This is a genomic window from Pseudomonas sp. FP2300 (assembly GCF_030687595.1).
Classification (GTDB): domain Bacteria; phylum Pseudomonadota; class Gammaproteobacteria; order Pseudomonadales; family Pseudomonadaceae; genus Aquipseudomonas; species Aquipseudomonas bijieensis.
The window spans coordinates 5,589,158-5,604,049 of sequence record NZ_CP117440.1 but is presented as its reverse complement, the minus strand read 5'-3'; the positions used below and the strand labels follow the sequence as shown (position 1 = coordinate 5,604,049).

Here is a 14,892-nt window from a genome sequence, read left to right as displayed (position 1 = left end):
CCTCAGTGGTCTGTGCTCGCCAGTGCCGCCGTCGGCGCCGACCCTGGCTGATGGGCGGGCCGATGGAACAGTCGCTCCAGCCACAAGTATATGACCGGTGTGGTGAACAGCGTCAGCGCCTGGCTCACCAGCAGGCCGCCCACTACCGCGATGCCCAGGGGCTGGCGCAGCTCTGCGCCGGGGCCATAGCCGAGCATCAGCGGCAAGGCACCGAGCAGCGCGGCCAGGGTGGTCATCATGATCGGACGGAAGCGTGTCAGGCACGCCTGGAAAATCGCTTCCTGGGGCGCGAGTCCTCTGTTGCGCTGGGCGTCGAGGGCGAAGTCGATCATCAGGATGCCGTTCTTCTTGACGATCCCGATCAGCAGCACCAGCCCGATCAGCGCCATGATCGAAAAGTCCTGGCCCAGCAGCCAGAGCATGATCAGCGCGCCGAGGCCGGCGGAGGGCAGGGTGGAGATGATCGTCAACGGATGCACGAAACTCTCGTAGAGCACGCCGAGGATGATGTACACGGCCACCAGCGCGGCGAGGATCAGCCATGGCTGGCTGGCCAGGGAGCTCTGGAAGGCCTGGGCTGCGCCCTGGAAGCTGCCGGTGATGGCCGCCGGCATGCCGATTTCGTTCTTCGCCTGGTCGAGCAGGCGCACCGCGTCCCCCAGGGCCACGCCTGGTGCCAGGTTGAATGACAGGTTGGCGGCCGGGAACATGCCGTCGTGAGCAATCGACAGCGGGCCGTTGCTCGGCGCATCGAAGCGGGCCAGGGCCGAGAGCGGCACCATTTCCCCGCTCAGGGGCGAACGCAGGTAGAAATACGCCAGGCTTTCGGCCTTGCCTCGTTGCTGGGCGTCGAGCTCCAGGATCACGTTGTACTGGTTGGTCTCGGTCTGGAATTCATTGATCTGGCGCTGGCCGAAGGCGTCGTATAGAGCCTGGTCGACATCGGTGGCGGTGAGGCCGAAACGTGCCGCCGCGCTGCGGTCAATATTGATGTGGGTGATGCTGCCGCCCAGTTGCAGGTCGTTGGAGATGTCACGAAACGCCGGGTTGCCGCGCAGCTTGTCGGTGAGTTTTTGCGTCCAGGCGTTCAGGCTCGGTCCATCGTTGCTCTTGAGCACGTATTGGTATTGGGCGCGACTGGGGCCGGAACTGAGGTTGATGTCCTGTCCGGCCCTGAGGTACAGCACCACGCCGGGGATTTTCAGTAATTGCGGGCGGATCCGGTCGATGAAGCCGCTGGCCGACACGTCACGCTCGCCCCGGGGCTTGAGGGCGATCCAGAAGCGGCCGTTGGCGATGGTCTGGTTGTTGCCCGAGACGCCGACGGAGTGGGAGAAGGTTTGCACCGCCGGGTCGGCGGCGACGATTTCGGCCAGGGCCTTGTGCTTGGCCACCATGTCCGGGAATGACACATCGGCGGCGGCTTCGCTGGTGCCCAGCACCAGGCCGGTGTCCTGTACCGGGAAGAACCCCTTGGGAATGAACACGTAGCCCACCACCGCCAATGCCAGGGTCAGGCCGAACACACCGATCATCAGTTTTTGATGGGCCAGGGCCCGACGCAGGCCGTGCTCGTACCAGCTCAGCAGGCGCTCGCCGAACCCGATCTTGTTGTGGGCATGATGCACCGGGGCGCGCATGAACAGCGCGGCCAGGGTCGGCGCCAACGTGAGCGACACCACCACTGAAATCAGGATGGTCGAGGTGGCGGTCAGGGCGAACTCCTTGAACAGGCGCCCGACCACGCCGCCCATGAACAGCAACGGAATGAACGCCGCTATCAACGAGAAACTGATGGAGACCACGGTGAAGCCGATTTCGCCAGCGCCCTTGATCGCCGCTTCGCGCATGCCGTCTCCGGCCTCCAGGTGCCGGTGGATGTTCTCCACCACCACGATCGCATCGTCCACCACGAACCCCACCGAAATGACGATCGCCACCAGGGTCAGGTTGTTCAGGCTGAAGCCCATCACGTACATCAACGCGAAGCTGGCGGTCAGCGATACCCCCAGCACCGCCGAGACAATCAGGGTCGCCGAGAGCTGGCGCAGGAACAACGCCATCACCGCGACCACCAGCAGCACCGCGATCAGCAAGGTGATTTCCACTTCATGCAACGAGGCGCGGATGGTCTGGGTGCGGTCGATCAGGACCTTGACCTGCACTGCGGCGGGCAACATGGCTTGCAGGGTGGGCAGGGCCGCCTGGATGCGGTCGACGGTCTCGACGATGTTCGCCCCCGGCTGCCGGAAGATCACCAGGTTGACCCCCGGTTCGTTGTCGGCCCAGGCCTGGACGTAGGCGTTTTCCGAGCCGTTGACGACCTTGGCGATGTCCTTGAGGTGAACCGGTGCGCCGTCCTTGTAGGACACGATCAGCTCACCGTACTCCTCAGGTTGGAACAGCTGGTCGTTGGTGGACAGGGTGGAAACGCTCGATTCGCCGTACAGGGCGCCCTTGGCCAGGTTGAGGCTGGCCTGCTGGAGCGCCAGGCGGATGTCCGCCAGGGTCAGGCCGATGGCGGCGAGTCGGTCAGCCGAGGCCTGGACCCGGATCGCCGGACGTTGTTGGCCGGTAATGTAGATTTGTCCTACACCATCGATCTGGCTGATCTGACGCGAGAGCAGGGTCTCGACGTAGTCGCTCAGCTCGGTGCCGGGCATCAGGGTGGAACTGATGCTGAGGATCAGAACCGGGCTGTCGGCGGGGTTGACCTTGCGCCAGGTCGGCAGGTTCGGCATGTCGTTGGGCAGTTTGCCGGCGGCGGTGTTGATCGCCGCCTGTACTTCCTGGGCGGCGGTGTCGATGCTTTTGTCGAGGCTGAATTGCAGGATCAGGTTGGTCGAGCCCAGGGCGCTGCTGGAGGTCATCTGGGTGATGCCGGGGATGGCACTGAATTGCACTTCCAGCGGTGTGGCCACCGACGAGGCCATGGTTTCGGGACTGGCCCCCGGCAACTGCGCGTTGACCTGGATGGTCGGGAATTCCGCCTCCGGCAACGGCGCGACGGGCAGGCGAGGAAACGCGATCACCCCCAGCAGGACCAGGGCAAACGTCAGCAGCACCGTGGCGATGGGGTGGTCGATGCACCACGCCGAAACCGAGCCGCGGCCCTTCATGGTTGCGGCTCCGCGGTCTTGGCCAGGGCGGGCGGATCACTGAGCACCTGGACGTGACTGCCCGGCTTGAGCCGTGACTGACCGTCGCTCACCAACTGGTCGCCGGCGTTCACGCCCTTGATGATGTGCATGTCGCTGTCCTGGTAAACCATCACCACCGGCACGCTCTCGACCTTGTCGCCCTTGATCCGGTACACGAAGTGTTGCTCCAGCCCGCGCTGGACCACGGTGGGAGGCACCACCAGGGCGTCCTTGTCGAGGGCGGTCTGGATCTTCAGCGTCACCAGTTGCCCGGGCCACAGCCGTTGCGCGGCGTTGTTGAATTCAGCCTTGGCCCGCAGGGTCCCGGTGTTGGCGCTGATCTGGTTGTCGATAAGACTCAGGCGCCCCTCGCCCAGCAGGTCCCCGGTGGCACCATCGGCACCGATATAAGCCTTGACCAAGGCTTGCTCGGGCGCCGCGATCAACCGTTGCAAGGTGGGCAGCATCTGCTGGGGCAGGGAGAACTCCACTGCGATCGGATCGATCTGGGTCACCGTGAACAGGCCTTCGGTGTCGCTGGTGCGCAGGAAGTTGCCTTCATCCACGTTACGAATGCCGACACGACCGCTCACCGGGGAGCGGATCTGGGTGTAGGAAAGTTGCACCTGTGCCGAGTCGATGGCCGCCTGGTTACCCTGGGCGGTGGCCTTGAGCTGGTTGACCAGCGCCTGTTGCTGGTCATAGGTCTGTTTCGATACGCCGTCATCGACGCTGAGTAATTTGTAGCGCTTGAGATTGACCTGGGCCACGGCGAGCTGCGCCTGGCTCTCGCCGAGTTGGGCCCGGGCCTGGTCGAGGCTGGCGCGGATCGAACGATCGTCGATGGTCGCCAACAGGTCCCCCTTCTTGACCAACTGTCCTTCCTTGACCAACAACCGGGTGAGGATGCCGTCGATCTGCGGCCGGATGACCACGCTGTGCAGCGACAGGACCGTGCCGATGCCGCTGGCAAAGCGCGGTACGTCTTTTTGCACCACACTGACGGCCCGTACCGGAACAGCGGCGGGAGCGCTGGGCTTGGTGGTCACGGGCTTGAGCACAAACCAGAGGGCAAGGGCCGCCAGGGCGACCAACAGCACGACGAGCAGGACAGTTTTCTTCTGGGTGTGCATGGATATGAAAGGCCGGTTCGGGACACAGGAGTTGGAGCTTTCTTATATAGCGTTACGAGCCGGTCAGGAAGGTGACGGCTAACTGTCAGGCTTGTCAGTTTTGTCCCGGCTTGCTGTCAGATGAATGGTTGTGCTGGATGAAACTGCCCTGCGCGCTGTGATATCGGCCAGGTATACTGCCGCCTTTCGCGGCTCGCTCTTCGGGCCCGACTGGCATGCATGACCCGGAGCCCTACATGAATTCCCCGACATCTTCGCCTGCGGACGAACTCCCTGGCGGCGAACAGGCCGATTTGTCCCACAGCGATGTTTCCAGCGCCGAGGACGTCAAAGCGCCGATTCCGGCCTTCAAATTCCCGTTCAAACCTGGTGAGCTGGCTGCGGCCAAGGGTGCCGGGCAACAGCCGTGGTACAAGAACGGCGCGAAGAATGGCCATACCAAGACCCCGGGCGCTGCGCCTCCCGGCACGCGTCGTTCGATGGGCAAGCGCTGAAATCATCCTTCTTCACGCACGGGGCGATCTCAGTTCGCGACCCGTGCGCCAGCCAGCTTTCCGCTCAATTCGTAAGCCGCCAGCTCAGACTGGTGCGCCGCGAGGATTTCCGGCAACGAGCCTCGCAGGTACTCGACCCAGGTCTTGATCTTCGCATCCAGGTATTGGCGCGACGGGTAGATGGCATAGAGGTTCAGTTCCTGGGAGCGGTAGTTGGGCATGACCCGCACCAGCGTGCCGTTGCGCAAGCCTTCGATGGCGGCGTACACCGGCAGTACCCCCACGCCCATGCCGCTGGTGATCGCGGTTTTCATCGCGTCGGCGGAATTGACCAGGAACGGTGAGCTGTTGATGGTGACCATCTCCTGGCCTTCCGGGCCGTCGAACACCCATTTTTCCAGCGGAATGACCGGGCTGACCAGGCGCAGGCAGGCGTGGTTGAGCAGGTCGCTGGGTTTTTGCGGGCAGCCGCTGGCTTTCACGTAGGCGGGCGACGCGCAGACGATGCTGTAGGTAATCCCCAGGCGCTGGGAGACAAAACCCGAATCCGGCAGCTCGCTGGCGAGCACGATGGAGACGTCATAGCCCTCGTCGAGGATGTCCGGCACCCGGTTGGCCAGGGTCAGGTCGAAGGTCACATCCGGATGCGTCTTGCGGTAACGGGCGATGGCGTCGATCACGAAATGCTGGCCGATGCCGGTCATCGTGTGGACCTTCAACTGCCCGGCCGGTCGCGCGTGGGCATCGCTGGCCTCGGCTTCCGCCTCTTCGACATAAGCCAGGATCTGCTCGCAACGCAACAGGTAGCGTTTACCCGCCTCGGTCAGGGCGATCCGGCGAGTGGTACGGTTGAGCAGGCGGGTTTGCAGGTGGGCTTCCAGATTGGAAACCGCACGCGAGACGTTGGCTGTGGTGGTATCCAGTTGCACGGCGGCGGCGGTGAAACTGCCGGCTTCGGCAACACAGCTGAACGCGCGCATGTTTTGCAAGGTGTCCATGGAGGGCTCTCTTGGGAGGTGGCAAATTGTGACACGAAGTTACAGAGCTGCGGGACCCGACTAATGGATTATCGCGTTAACGGTAACAAAGATTCACAGAAAGGTCGGCTTATCGCCGGGGAGGGCGATGCCTAGAATTGCCGCCAATCCTGGACCTATTGACTCCTTGTGGGAGCGAGCCTGCTCGCGATGGGGGCACCACATCCACCCTCGATGTGTCTGGCCGGACGCCATCGCGAGCAGGCTCGCTCCCACAAGTGTGTTACCAGGCATGCATCCTCATGATCGCTTCATGCCTCTCCATCTCAGGAATTTTGCGCAAGTGCCGCGTTGCATCAGCAGAGAGCTGAAGACTCTCAGTGTTTGGGTTCTGACATTAACCATCAGCGGTTGCATCGGGACAGGAGGGATTGGGCCGCAAAGCCAGGTGTTACCGGCCAACCAATTGGCTACCGATGCGGCCATCCGCGATGCCGCCCGCGATGCCCACTGGCCTACCCACCAGTGGTGGAACGCCTATGGCGACCCGCAGTTGAATCGCTGGATCGACCTGGCCGTGCACGACAGCCCGAGCCTGGCCATGGCCGCCGCCCGGATACGCCAGGCTAAGGCGATGGCCGGTGTCGTCGAGGCCGCCGAGTCGCTGCAGATCAATGGCCAGGCGACCCTCAAGCGTCACAACTGGCCCACCGATCAGTTCTATGGCCCTGGCGAGCTCGCCGACACCACCACCTGGGACAACAACGCCGGCCTGGGCTTGAGCTACGCCCTGGACCTGTGGGGCCGCGAGCGTAATGCCAGTGAACGGGCGGTTGACCTGGCCCATGCCAGTGTCGCTGAGGCGCGGCAGGCGCAACTGGAATTGCAGAGCAACATCGTGCGCGCCTACATCCAGTTTTCGTTGCACTACGCCCAGCGCGATATCGTCGCCGCGACCCTCCATCAACAAGAGCAGATTCTAGAGCTGGCGCAAAAGCGCCTGGATGGCGGCATCGGCACCCATTTCGAAGTCAGCCAGGCCCAGGCGCCGTTGCCTGAGACCCATCGCCAACTCGACGCCCTCGACGAAGCCATTGCCTTGAGCCGCAATCAATTGGCGGCGCTGGCGGGCAAGGGGCCAGGAGAGGGCGCGCGGCTGCGGCGTCCGACCCTGGTCCTCGGCGCACCTTTGAAGTTGCCGTCGGCCTTGCCCGCCGAGCTGCTCGGCCAGCGTCCGGATGTGGTGGCCGGGCGTTGGCAAGTGGCCGCTCAGGCGCGGGGTATCGATGTGGCTCGCGCCGGCTTTTATCCCAACGTCGACCTGGTGGGCAGTATTGGCTACATGGCCACCGGCGGCGGGGCGCTGGAGTTCTTGACCGGCAAGAAGCTCACCTACAACGTCGGACCGGCGATCACGTTGCCGATCTTCGACGGTGGGCGCTTGCGTTCGCAGTTGGGCGAGGCGGCGGCCGGTTATGACATCGCCGTGGCCCACTACAACCAGACACTGGTGAATGCCCTCAAGGGGATTTCCGATCAGTTGATCCGGCGTGAATCGATGGACAAGCAACAAGCCTTCGCCGCTGAATCGGTGGCGGCCGCCCAGCGCACTTACGATATTGCGCTGGTGGCGTTCCAGCGCGGGCTGACGGATTACCTCAACGTGCTCAACGCCCAAAGCCTCTTGTTCAAGCAGCAACAGGTGCAGCAGCAAGTGGAGGCGGCGCGCTTGAGTGCCCATGCCGACCTGGTGACGGCATTGGGCGGTGGGCTGGAAGCCGGTAACGACTCCTCCGACTTGAGCCATGCAGAGTAGTTCTATTGTGATGTCTTTACTCGCTCCTGCCCGCCGGCTCTATCGCCTCGAGTGGCGCCGTGGTTTCTTCGACTGGGCCCGCAGCGACGGGGTGACCTGGGTCTATATCTTCAAGGTCCTGTTTGCTGCGTTTTTGACCTTGTGGCTGGCGATGCGCCTGGAACTGCCCCAACCGCGCACGGCCATGATCACCGTATTCATTGTCATGCAGCCCCAGAGCGGGCAGGTGTTCGCCAAGAGCTTCTATCGCTTGCTCGGTACCCTGGCCGGCTCGGCGGTGATGGTGGCGTTGATCGCCTTGTTTGCCCAGAACACCGAGCCGTTTCTCGGTTGCCTGGCGATCTGGGTTGGCCTCTGTTCGGCGGGGGCGGCGCGTTACCGCAACTTCCGGGCCTACGGTTTTGTGCTGGCCGGCTACACCGCGGCGATGATCGGCCTGCCAGCCCTGGCCCATCCGGAAGGCGCGTTCATGGCGGCGGTCTGGCGGGTGCTGGAGATATCCCTGGGAATTCTCTGCGCTACCCTGGTCAGCGCCGCGATCCTGCCGCAAACCGCCAGCGCCGCCATGCGCAATGCCTTGTACCAGCGCTTTGGGGTATTTGCCCTGTTCGTGACCGATGGCCTGCGTGGGCGCAGCCAGCGGGAGGCCTTCGAGGCGCGTAACGTGGGCTTCATCGCTGAAGCCGTCGGCCTGGAAAGCCTGCGCAGCGTGACCGTGTTCGAAGACCCGCACATGCGTCGGCGCAATGGCCGGCTCAGTCGCTTGAACAGCGAGTTCATGGGCGTCACCACCCGCTTCAACGCCTTGCACCAATTACTCGAACGCTTGCGCAGCAGTGCGGCGGATCACGTGGTCAACGCCATCAAGCCGGGTTTGCAAACCTTGGCTGAACTGCTCGACGGCTTCAGTGGCCGCGCCCTGACCGACGCCGATGCGGCCCGTCTGGCGGTGGCGCTGGCCGACTATAAGGCCGAACTGCCGGCCCAGGTACGACGGCTGCGAGCGTTGTTCCAGGAAACGGAACCCAGTGATGGGCAGCAGTTGGATTTCCATACCGCCTACGAGCTGCTTTATCGCTTCGTCGACGATCTGCATGGCTATGCCCTGACCCATGCATCCCTGGCCGATCATCGCCACGAACGTGAGCGCTGGGACGAACCATTCGTGCCGCAGACCAACTGGTTGGCTGCCACGGCATCGGGTATTCGTGCCGCCTTCATCCTGTTGGTGCTGGGTAGTTACTGGGTCGCCACGGCTTGGCCGAGCGGCGCGACCATGACGATGATCGCCGCCGCCACGGTGGGCTTGTCGGCCGCGACGCCCAACCCCAAGCGCATGGCGTTCCAGATGGCCTGCGGCACGTTGTTCGGGGCGTTGATCGGCTTCGTCGAGATGTTTTTCATCTTCCCGTTGATCGATGGCTTCCCGTTGCTTTGCGTGATGCTGGCGCCAGTGATCATGCTCGGTTCGTTCCTCAGTTCCAGGCCGCAATACGCCGGAGTCGGACTGGGGCTGCTGATCTTTTTCAGCACCGGTTCGGTGCCGGACAACCTGACGGTCTACAACCCCTACGCGTTCATCAACGACTACATCGCGATGATCCTCGGCATGCTGGTTTGTGCGGCGGCTGGGGCAATCATCCTGCCGCCCAACAGCCGCTGGTTGTGGCGCCGGTTGGAGCAGGACCTGCGCGAGCAAGTGGTGTTTGCCATCAGCGGCAAGCTCAAGGGCCTGGCGTCGAGTTTCGAAAGCGGTACCCGCGACTTGCTGCACCAAGCTTACGGGCTGGCGGCGGGGCAGCCCCAGGTGCAACGGGGATTGCTGCGCTGGATGTTCGTGGTGCTGGAGGTTGGCCACGCGATTATCGAGTTGCGCAAGGAGCAGGCGATTTTGCCCGTGCATCCGGCTTATGCCGAAAGCCAGCCGTGGCGCCAGGCGATCCGCGTGATGGGGCGGGCACTGGTGCGGCTGTTCCGCCAGCCGAGCCAGAGCAATCTGGAGCGTGCCCTGGTGGCAGTGGATCACGCCATCAGCCGTGTGCAGGCCACCGACGAACCCTTCGCTCCGCATTTCGACACCTCGGCCCTGCGTCGGGTGAAAAGCTACCTGCATTTCATCCGTACCTCGCTGCTCGACCCGCAATCGCCATTGGCCGGCTATGCCATGCCGCCTGCCACACCGCTGTCCCAGGAACCTGAACATGCCCCGTGAGATCGCCTTCCATGGCGTGTACATGCCCACCATGACCTTGATGTTCTTCATCGCCGCCGCTCTGGCCTGGGCGCTGGACCGCTTCCTGTCGGGGCTGGACCTGTACCGCTTCTTCTGGCACCCGGCGTTGCTGCGCCTGAGTCTGTTTACCTGCCTGTTCGGCGCGCTGGCGCTGACGGTCTACCGTTGAGATCGATGCGATGAAAAAGTTTTTCAGCCTGCTGGCGACACTGTTGGTGCTGGCCCTGGCCCTGTGGATTGGCCGTACGTTATGGGTGCATTACATGAACACCCCCTGGACCCGCGATGGTCGGGTGCGGGCCGACATCATCAACATCGCCGCCGATGTCAGCGGCGAGGTGGTCGAGGTGCCGGTACGCGACAACCAAATCGTAAAAAAGGGCGACCTGCTGCTGCGCATCGATCCCGAGCATTACCGCATCGCCGTGAAGCAGGCGCGTTCCCTGGTGGCGTCGCGCAAGGCCACCTGGGAGATGCGCAAGGTCAACGCCCATCGCCGCGCCGACCTGGACAGCCTGGTGATCTCCCGGGAAAACCGCGACGACGCCAGCAACATCGCCGACTCGGCCCTGGCCGATTACCAGCAGGCCCAGGCGCAACTGGAGGCGGCCGAGCTGAACCTGGCGCGCACCGAAGTCCGCGCGGCGGTGGATGGCTACGTCACCAACCTCAACGTGCACCGTGGCGACTACGCCCGTATCGGCGAGGCGAAGATGGCCGTGGTGGACATGAATTCGTTCTGGGTCTATGGCTACTTCGAAGAGACCAAACTGCCCAAGGTGCGGGTTGGTGATTCGGCGCAGTTGCAGCTCATGAGCGGCGAAATGCTCAAGGGACACGTGGAAAGCATCTCCCGCGGCATCTACGACCGTGACAACCCTGAAAGCCGCGAATTGATCGCCGACGTCAACCCGACCTTCAACTGGGTGCGCCTGGCCCAGCGGGTGCCGGTGCGGATTCATCTTGATGAAGTGCCGGAGGGTGTGCTGCTGGCGGCGGGAATGACTTGCACGGTGGTGGTCGAGCCCCACGACAAGCGCTGAGGCATCGCATCATTTGTGGGTGATGGTGAGATTTGATACACACCACAGATCCCCTGTGGGAGCGGGCTTGCTCGCGAAAGCGTTGGTTCAGCTTGCACTGAGGTTGGCTGTGCCGGCGCCTTCGCGAGCAAGCCCGCTCCCACACCGGATCTGCGGTGAGCATGAGTTTTGTGTTCGCTCCCAATCCTCTCGCCACAGAAGTAATGCCTGTTACTCCTCCGGTACTTACAACGACCGGCCCAACCCAAACCGCTTCATCAACCCCTTCTCCAGCAGCCCCTTGGGCAGCCACCCGGCCATCAAGGGCAGTGACCGGCTGCCGTTGCCCAGGCGCAGCAGGCGCGGAGGCTTGGGTTGTTGCACGGCCTTGAGCAGGCCGGCGGCGAATTCGTTGGCCGGGGTGGGGTTGTCCTGGGAGGCCTTGGCGCGGGCGCGGATGCCGTCGCGCAGGGGCCACCAGGGCGATTGTTCGCTGATCAGCTGTTCGGCTTCATGGCCGGCATTCTTGGCGAAGCTGGAGGCTATCGCGCCGGGCTGGACTTCCATCACGCGAATGCCGAACGGCGCCAGTTCCATGCGCAAGGCATCGCTCAAGGCGTGCACCGCGGCCTTCGAGGCGCAGTAGGCGCCGGCAAACGGCGTGACCAGCACGCCGGACACGCTGCCGATGTTCACTACCAGCCCCCGAGCGCGGCGCAACACCGGAAACAGCGCGCGCGTCACGCCGACGATGGCGAACACATTGGTTTCGAACTGCCGCTGCATGGCCGGCACGCCACCGTCCAGCAGCGGGCCCATGGCACCGTAGCCGGCATTGTTGACCAGCACATCCAGCCCGCCATGCTGCTGATTGATCCGCTCGTTCAGTTGTTCCAGGGCTGGGCCGTCGTTGACGTCCAGTTGCACGGCGGTGAACCCGGCGGTGGCGAGTGTCGCCACGTCGTCAGTCTTGCGCGCCGTGGCCCAGACCTGATAACCCGCAGCCTTGAAGGCGTCGGCGAGGGCGCGGCCAATGCCGCTGGAACATCCGGTAATCAACGCAACAGGCATGGTGCATTCCTTATGCAAAAAAGTGGGGGGCAGGGCAATCAGTTGGAAAAGCTACCGTGCAATCGCTCGGCGCGAAACTCCAGGGTCTGTGGGCGATACCCTGGGCGCAGGGGCGGCAGCGGCAGGCAGTCTTGCCAATCGGCCCCTGCCTGCAATTCGCCCGGGCCACGGTAGCGCGGTGCGTCGTAGGGGCTGTCGGCGAGGTTGATGGTGTCGCCAGGCGCATAGGCCGCGACCCGCCACTGCAGTTCGATCAGCGGCACGTCATTGGTGTTTTTTATGGTCAGCGACAGCGGCCGGTCGGCGGGGCATTGTCCGGGGGCATAGCTGATGCGCAATTCCAGGCGCTCCAGTTGCCGGGTCTCGCGGTTTTCCTGCCAGAGCACCCACGCGGCGACCAGGCCCAGGCCGATGAACGCCGCCAGGGATACCGGCAAGGCCTTGGCCGGGTAGCGCAGCAGCAGGATGAGCCAGGTGATAACCAGCAAGACGCCGATAAGCATGGTTGAAGCCTCCGATACCGTAGGCCCATCCTACCGAAGAGAGTGGCAGGTGTTGAAGCGATGATGCTGCTCGGCATGTGCGGGCAAAAAAAAGCCCCCACCCAACCCACTGCGGATAGGGGACGCAGTGGGCTGGACGGGGGCTTCTCTTTTGCGAAGGTTTACTGCGCGATGGTTTTCACCGAGACGCCGCGCTCAACCGGGGTGGAACGACCGTAGATGTCCTCGAAACGCTCGATGTCGTCTTCGCCCAGATAGCTGCCGGACTGAACCTCGATGATTTCCAGCGGGATCTTGCCCGGGTTGCGCAGGCGGTGGACCGACGCGATCGGGATATAGGTCGACTGGTTTTCGCAGAGCAGGAACACGTTCTCGTCGCAGGTCACTTCAGCGGTGCCGCTGACCACGATCCAGTGTTCGGCGCGGTGGTGGTGCATCTGCAACGACAGGCACGCGCCCGGCTTGACCGAGATGTGCTTGACCTGGAAACGACCGCCCATGTCCACCGAGTCATAGGAACCCCACGGACGATAGACCTCGCAGTGGTTCTGGGTCTCGGTGCGGCCCTGGGCGTTGAGGGTGTTGACCATCTGCTTGACGCCTTGGACCTTGTCCTTGTGGGCGATCATCATGGCGTCCTTGGTTTCGACCACCACGATGTTGTCCAGGCCAATCACCGACACCAGCTTGCCGTTGCCGTGGATCATGCAGTTGCGGCTGTCCTGGACGACCACGTCGCCCTTGGTGACGTTGCCGTTGGCGTCCTTGGCATTGACTTCCCACAGCGACGACCAGCAGCCGACATCACTCCAACCGGCCGACAGTGGGACCACACAGGCGCGCTGGGTCTTTTCCATCACCGCGTAGTCGATGGAGTTGTCCGGGCAGCAGGCGAAGGTGGCTTCGTCGAAGGTGATGGTATCCGGGGTCTGCTCACTGCGCTCCAGAGTCAGCAGGCAGGTGTCGTAGATGTCCGGATCGTGCTTTTTCAGCTCTTCGAGGAAGCGGCTGGCGCGGAACAGGAACATGCCGCTGTTCCAGAAGTAACCGCCGGCCTCGACGAACTCGGTGGCACGCTTGACGTCGGGTTTTTCGACGAAGTGCGAGACGCGGCTCACGCCCTCGGGCAGCAGCGCGTCGTTGGTCGACTTAATGTAGCCGTAGCCGGTTTCCGGTTTGGTGGCCGGTACGCCGAACAGCACCATTTCGCCACGCTCGGCAGCCACGGTGGCCAGGGCCAGGGCGCGTTGCAGGGCTTTCTGGTCTTCGATCACGTGGTCGGCCGGCAGCACCAGCATCAACTCGTCGCGACCTTCGTTGACCAGCATCATCGCGGTCAGCGCCACGGCCGGTGCGGTGTTGCGCCCGAACGGTTCCATCAGGATGCGCTGGGCTTCGAGCTTACGGTTGCTCAACTGCTCGTTGACGATGAAACGGTGGTCTTTGTTGCAGACCACGATCGGCGTGTCCATGCCTTCGAACACCAGGCGCTCGAGGGTCTGCTGGAACAGGGTGTGTTCACCGGTCAGGGCCAGGAACTGTTTAGGGAATTGCTTGCGCGAAAGCGGCCAAAGACGTGAGCCACTACCACCTGACAAGATCACCGGAATCATGTTTGTTACTCCTTGAAGCGAAATGGTTGTTAGAGCTACTGCGTTCTGTCGTTTCACTCTCTTGTTTTTGTTCCGTACCCGAATGACACCCCGATTCAGGGTGGGAGCGGGCTTGCTCGCGAAAGCGGTGGTTCAGCCAACATCAATGTTGAATGTGAGACCGTATTCGCGAGCAAGCCCGCTCCCACAGGGGTACAGCGTCAATCAGGTGAATTCATCAGCGGGTCGACACTGGGCGTTTCACCCACACTGGCGACAGGCTGCTGCCTGAACCGGTGACGTACAGCACGGCCGCTTCGCCGCGTTCCAGGGCCACGGGCTTGAGGTCGCCGACTTTCTTGTCGCCTTCGAACAGCGCCAGGGTCACCTTGACGGGGTTGATTTCACGCTCGCCACGACCTTTGGCCGCGACGTTCGGCACCACTTCGGTCTTGCCATCGGCGGTCTTGAGGGTCAGAGCCTTGTCGCTGAGGTTCTGCACGCGGACCAGGGACTTCTGCTTGTTCTTGAACGGCGGTTCCTCGATCAGTTGAGGCTGGCCGCTGGCGTTGTTGACCAGGGTGTAATAGTGATCGGAAGCCAGTTTCACCGGCACGGTCTGGCTGCCGACCTTGGCGCTGTAGTCGCCACCGGGCATGAAGCTGAAGTCGCTGCTGGCCAAGGGAGCTACGTCGCTGATGTTGGTGCTGCCGACGGTGGCGCTGACTTCGGCGTTGGCGGCGTTATAGACCCGCACGAAGCTCGAGCCTTTTGGCGCGACCGGGCCGTACAGGGCCGAGTCACCGGCAAAGGCTGACAGGGAAAGGGCGCTCATGCTGGCGACGAGGGCAACGGCCTTGAAGGAGCGAGCAGCGAGACGGCGAGGAGTAGTGTTGAAAGTCATGGTGGAC

General features: G+C 63.2%; 12 protein-coding genes. 5 read left to right on the top strand and 7 right to left on the bottom strand.

Annotation, left to right across the window (positions count from 1 at the left end):
- Positions 1-2: 2 nt before the first annotated feature.
- Both PSH86_RS24835 and PSH86_RS24830 read right to left on the bottom strand, forming a co-directional pair.
- Positions 3-3,119, bottom strand: coding sequence for a multidrug efflux RND transporter permease subunit (locus PSH86_RS24835; RefSeq protein ID WP_163856834.1), 3,117 nt, complete (start codon positions 3,117-3,119; stop codon positions 3-5).
- Entirely contained in the window at positions 3,116-4,273 is a 1,158-nt protein-coding gene (locus PSH86_RS24830) for an efflux RND transporter periplasmic adaptor subunit (protein WP_305485565.1), read from the bottom strand. The genes PSH86_RS24835 and PSH86_RS24830 overlap by 4 nt, the downstream gene beginning before the upstream one ends.
- A gap of 236 nt (positions 4,274-4,509) precedes the next feature.
- Between PSH86_RS24830 and PSH86_RS24825 the strand changes: the two genes are divergently transcribed.
- Positions 4,510-4,767, top strand: coding sequence for a hypothetical protein (locus PSH86_RS24825; RefSeq protein ID WP_109754799.1), 258 nt, complete (start codon positions 4,510-4,512; stop codon positions 4,765-4,767).
- Between the two features lie 29 nt (positions 4,768-4,796).
- Here the strand turns inward: PSH86_RS24825 and PSH86_RS24820 are convergent, their stop codons facing one another.
- On the bottom strand, positions 4,797-5,765 hold the full coding sequence (locus tag PSH86_RS24820) for a LysR family transcriptional regulator (RefSeq protein WP_109754798.1): 969 nt from the start codon (positions 5,763-5,765) through the stop codon (positions 4,797-4,799).
- 322 nt (positions 5,766-6,087) lie between these two features.
- On the opposite strand from PSH86_RS24820, the gene PSH86_RS24815 reads away from it, so the two are divergent.
- The 4 genes from PSH86_RS24815 to PSH86_RS24800 are packed head-to-tail and all read left to right on the top strand — an operon-like array spanning position 6,088 to position 10,836.
- Positions 6,088-7,560: an efflux transporter outer membrane subunit gene (locus tag PSH86_RS24815; protein WP_305490388.1), complete on the top strand. Its 1,473-nt coding sequence runs from the start codon at positions 6,088-6,090 to the stop codon at positions 7,558-7,560.
- Between the two features lie 7 nt (positions 7,561-7,567).
- A complete protein-coding gene (locus PSH86_RS24810) occupies positions 7,568-9,772 on the top strand; it encodes an FUSC family protein (protein ID WP_305490387.1) in 2,205 nt (734 codons plus the stop codon).
- On the top strand, positions 9,762-9,962 hold the full coding sequence (locus PSH86_RS24805) for a DUF1656 domain-containing protein (RefSeq protein ID WP_024617598.1): 201 nt from the start codon (positions 9,762-9,764) through the stop codon (positions 9,960-9,962). The genes PSH86_RS24810 and PSH86_RS24805 overlap by 11 nt, the downstream gene beginning before the upstream one ends.
- 10 nt (positions 9,963-9,972) lie before the next feature.
- Positions 9,973-10,836, top strand: a complete 864-nt coding sequence (locus tag PSH86_RS24800) for an HlyD family secretion protein (protein WP_305485560.1) — start codon at positions 9,973-9,975, stop codon at positions 10,834-10,836.
- Positions 10,837-11,061: 225 nt separating this feature from the next.
- On the opposite strand, the gene PSH86_RS24795 is transcribed toward PSH86_RS24800, so the two are convergent.
- The 4 genes from PSH86_RS24795 to PSH86_RS24780 form a co-directional block, all read right to left on the bottom strand.
- Entirely contained in the window at positions 11,062-11,886 is an 825-nt protein-coding gene (locus PSH86_RS24795; RefSeq protein WP_109754795.1) for an SDR family oxidoreductase, read from the bottom strand.
- A gap of 38 nt (positions 11,887-11,924) precedes the next feature.
- Positions 11,925-12,389: a multidrug transporter gene (locus PSH86_RS24790; RefSeq protein WP_109754794.1), complete on the bottom strand. Its 465-nt coding sequence runs from the start codon at positions 12,387-12,389 to the stop codon at positions 11,925-11,927.
- A gap of 161 nt (positions 12,390-12,550) precedes the next feature.
- The gene (locus tag PSH86_RS24785) at positions 12,551-14,002 is read right to left on the bottom strand and encodes a mannose-1-phosphate guanylyltransferase/mannose-6-phosphate isomerase (RefSeq protein ID WP_109754793.1); all 1,452 of its coding nucleotides are present in this window, start codon (positions 14,000-14,002) and stop codon (positions 12,551-12,553) included.
- 217 nt (positions 14,003-14,219) lie between these two features.
- A complete protein-coding gene (locus PSH86_RS24780) occupies positions 14,220-14,885 on the bottom strand; it encodes an alginate O-acetyltransferase AlgF (protein ID WP_109754792.1) in 666 nt (221 codons plus the stop codon).
- Positions 14,886-14,892 lie beyond the last annotated feature (7 nt).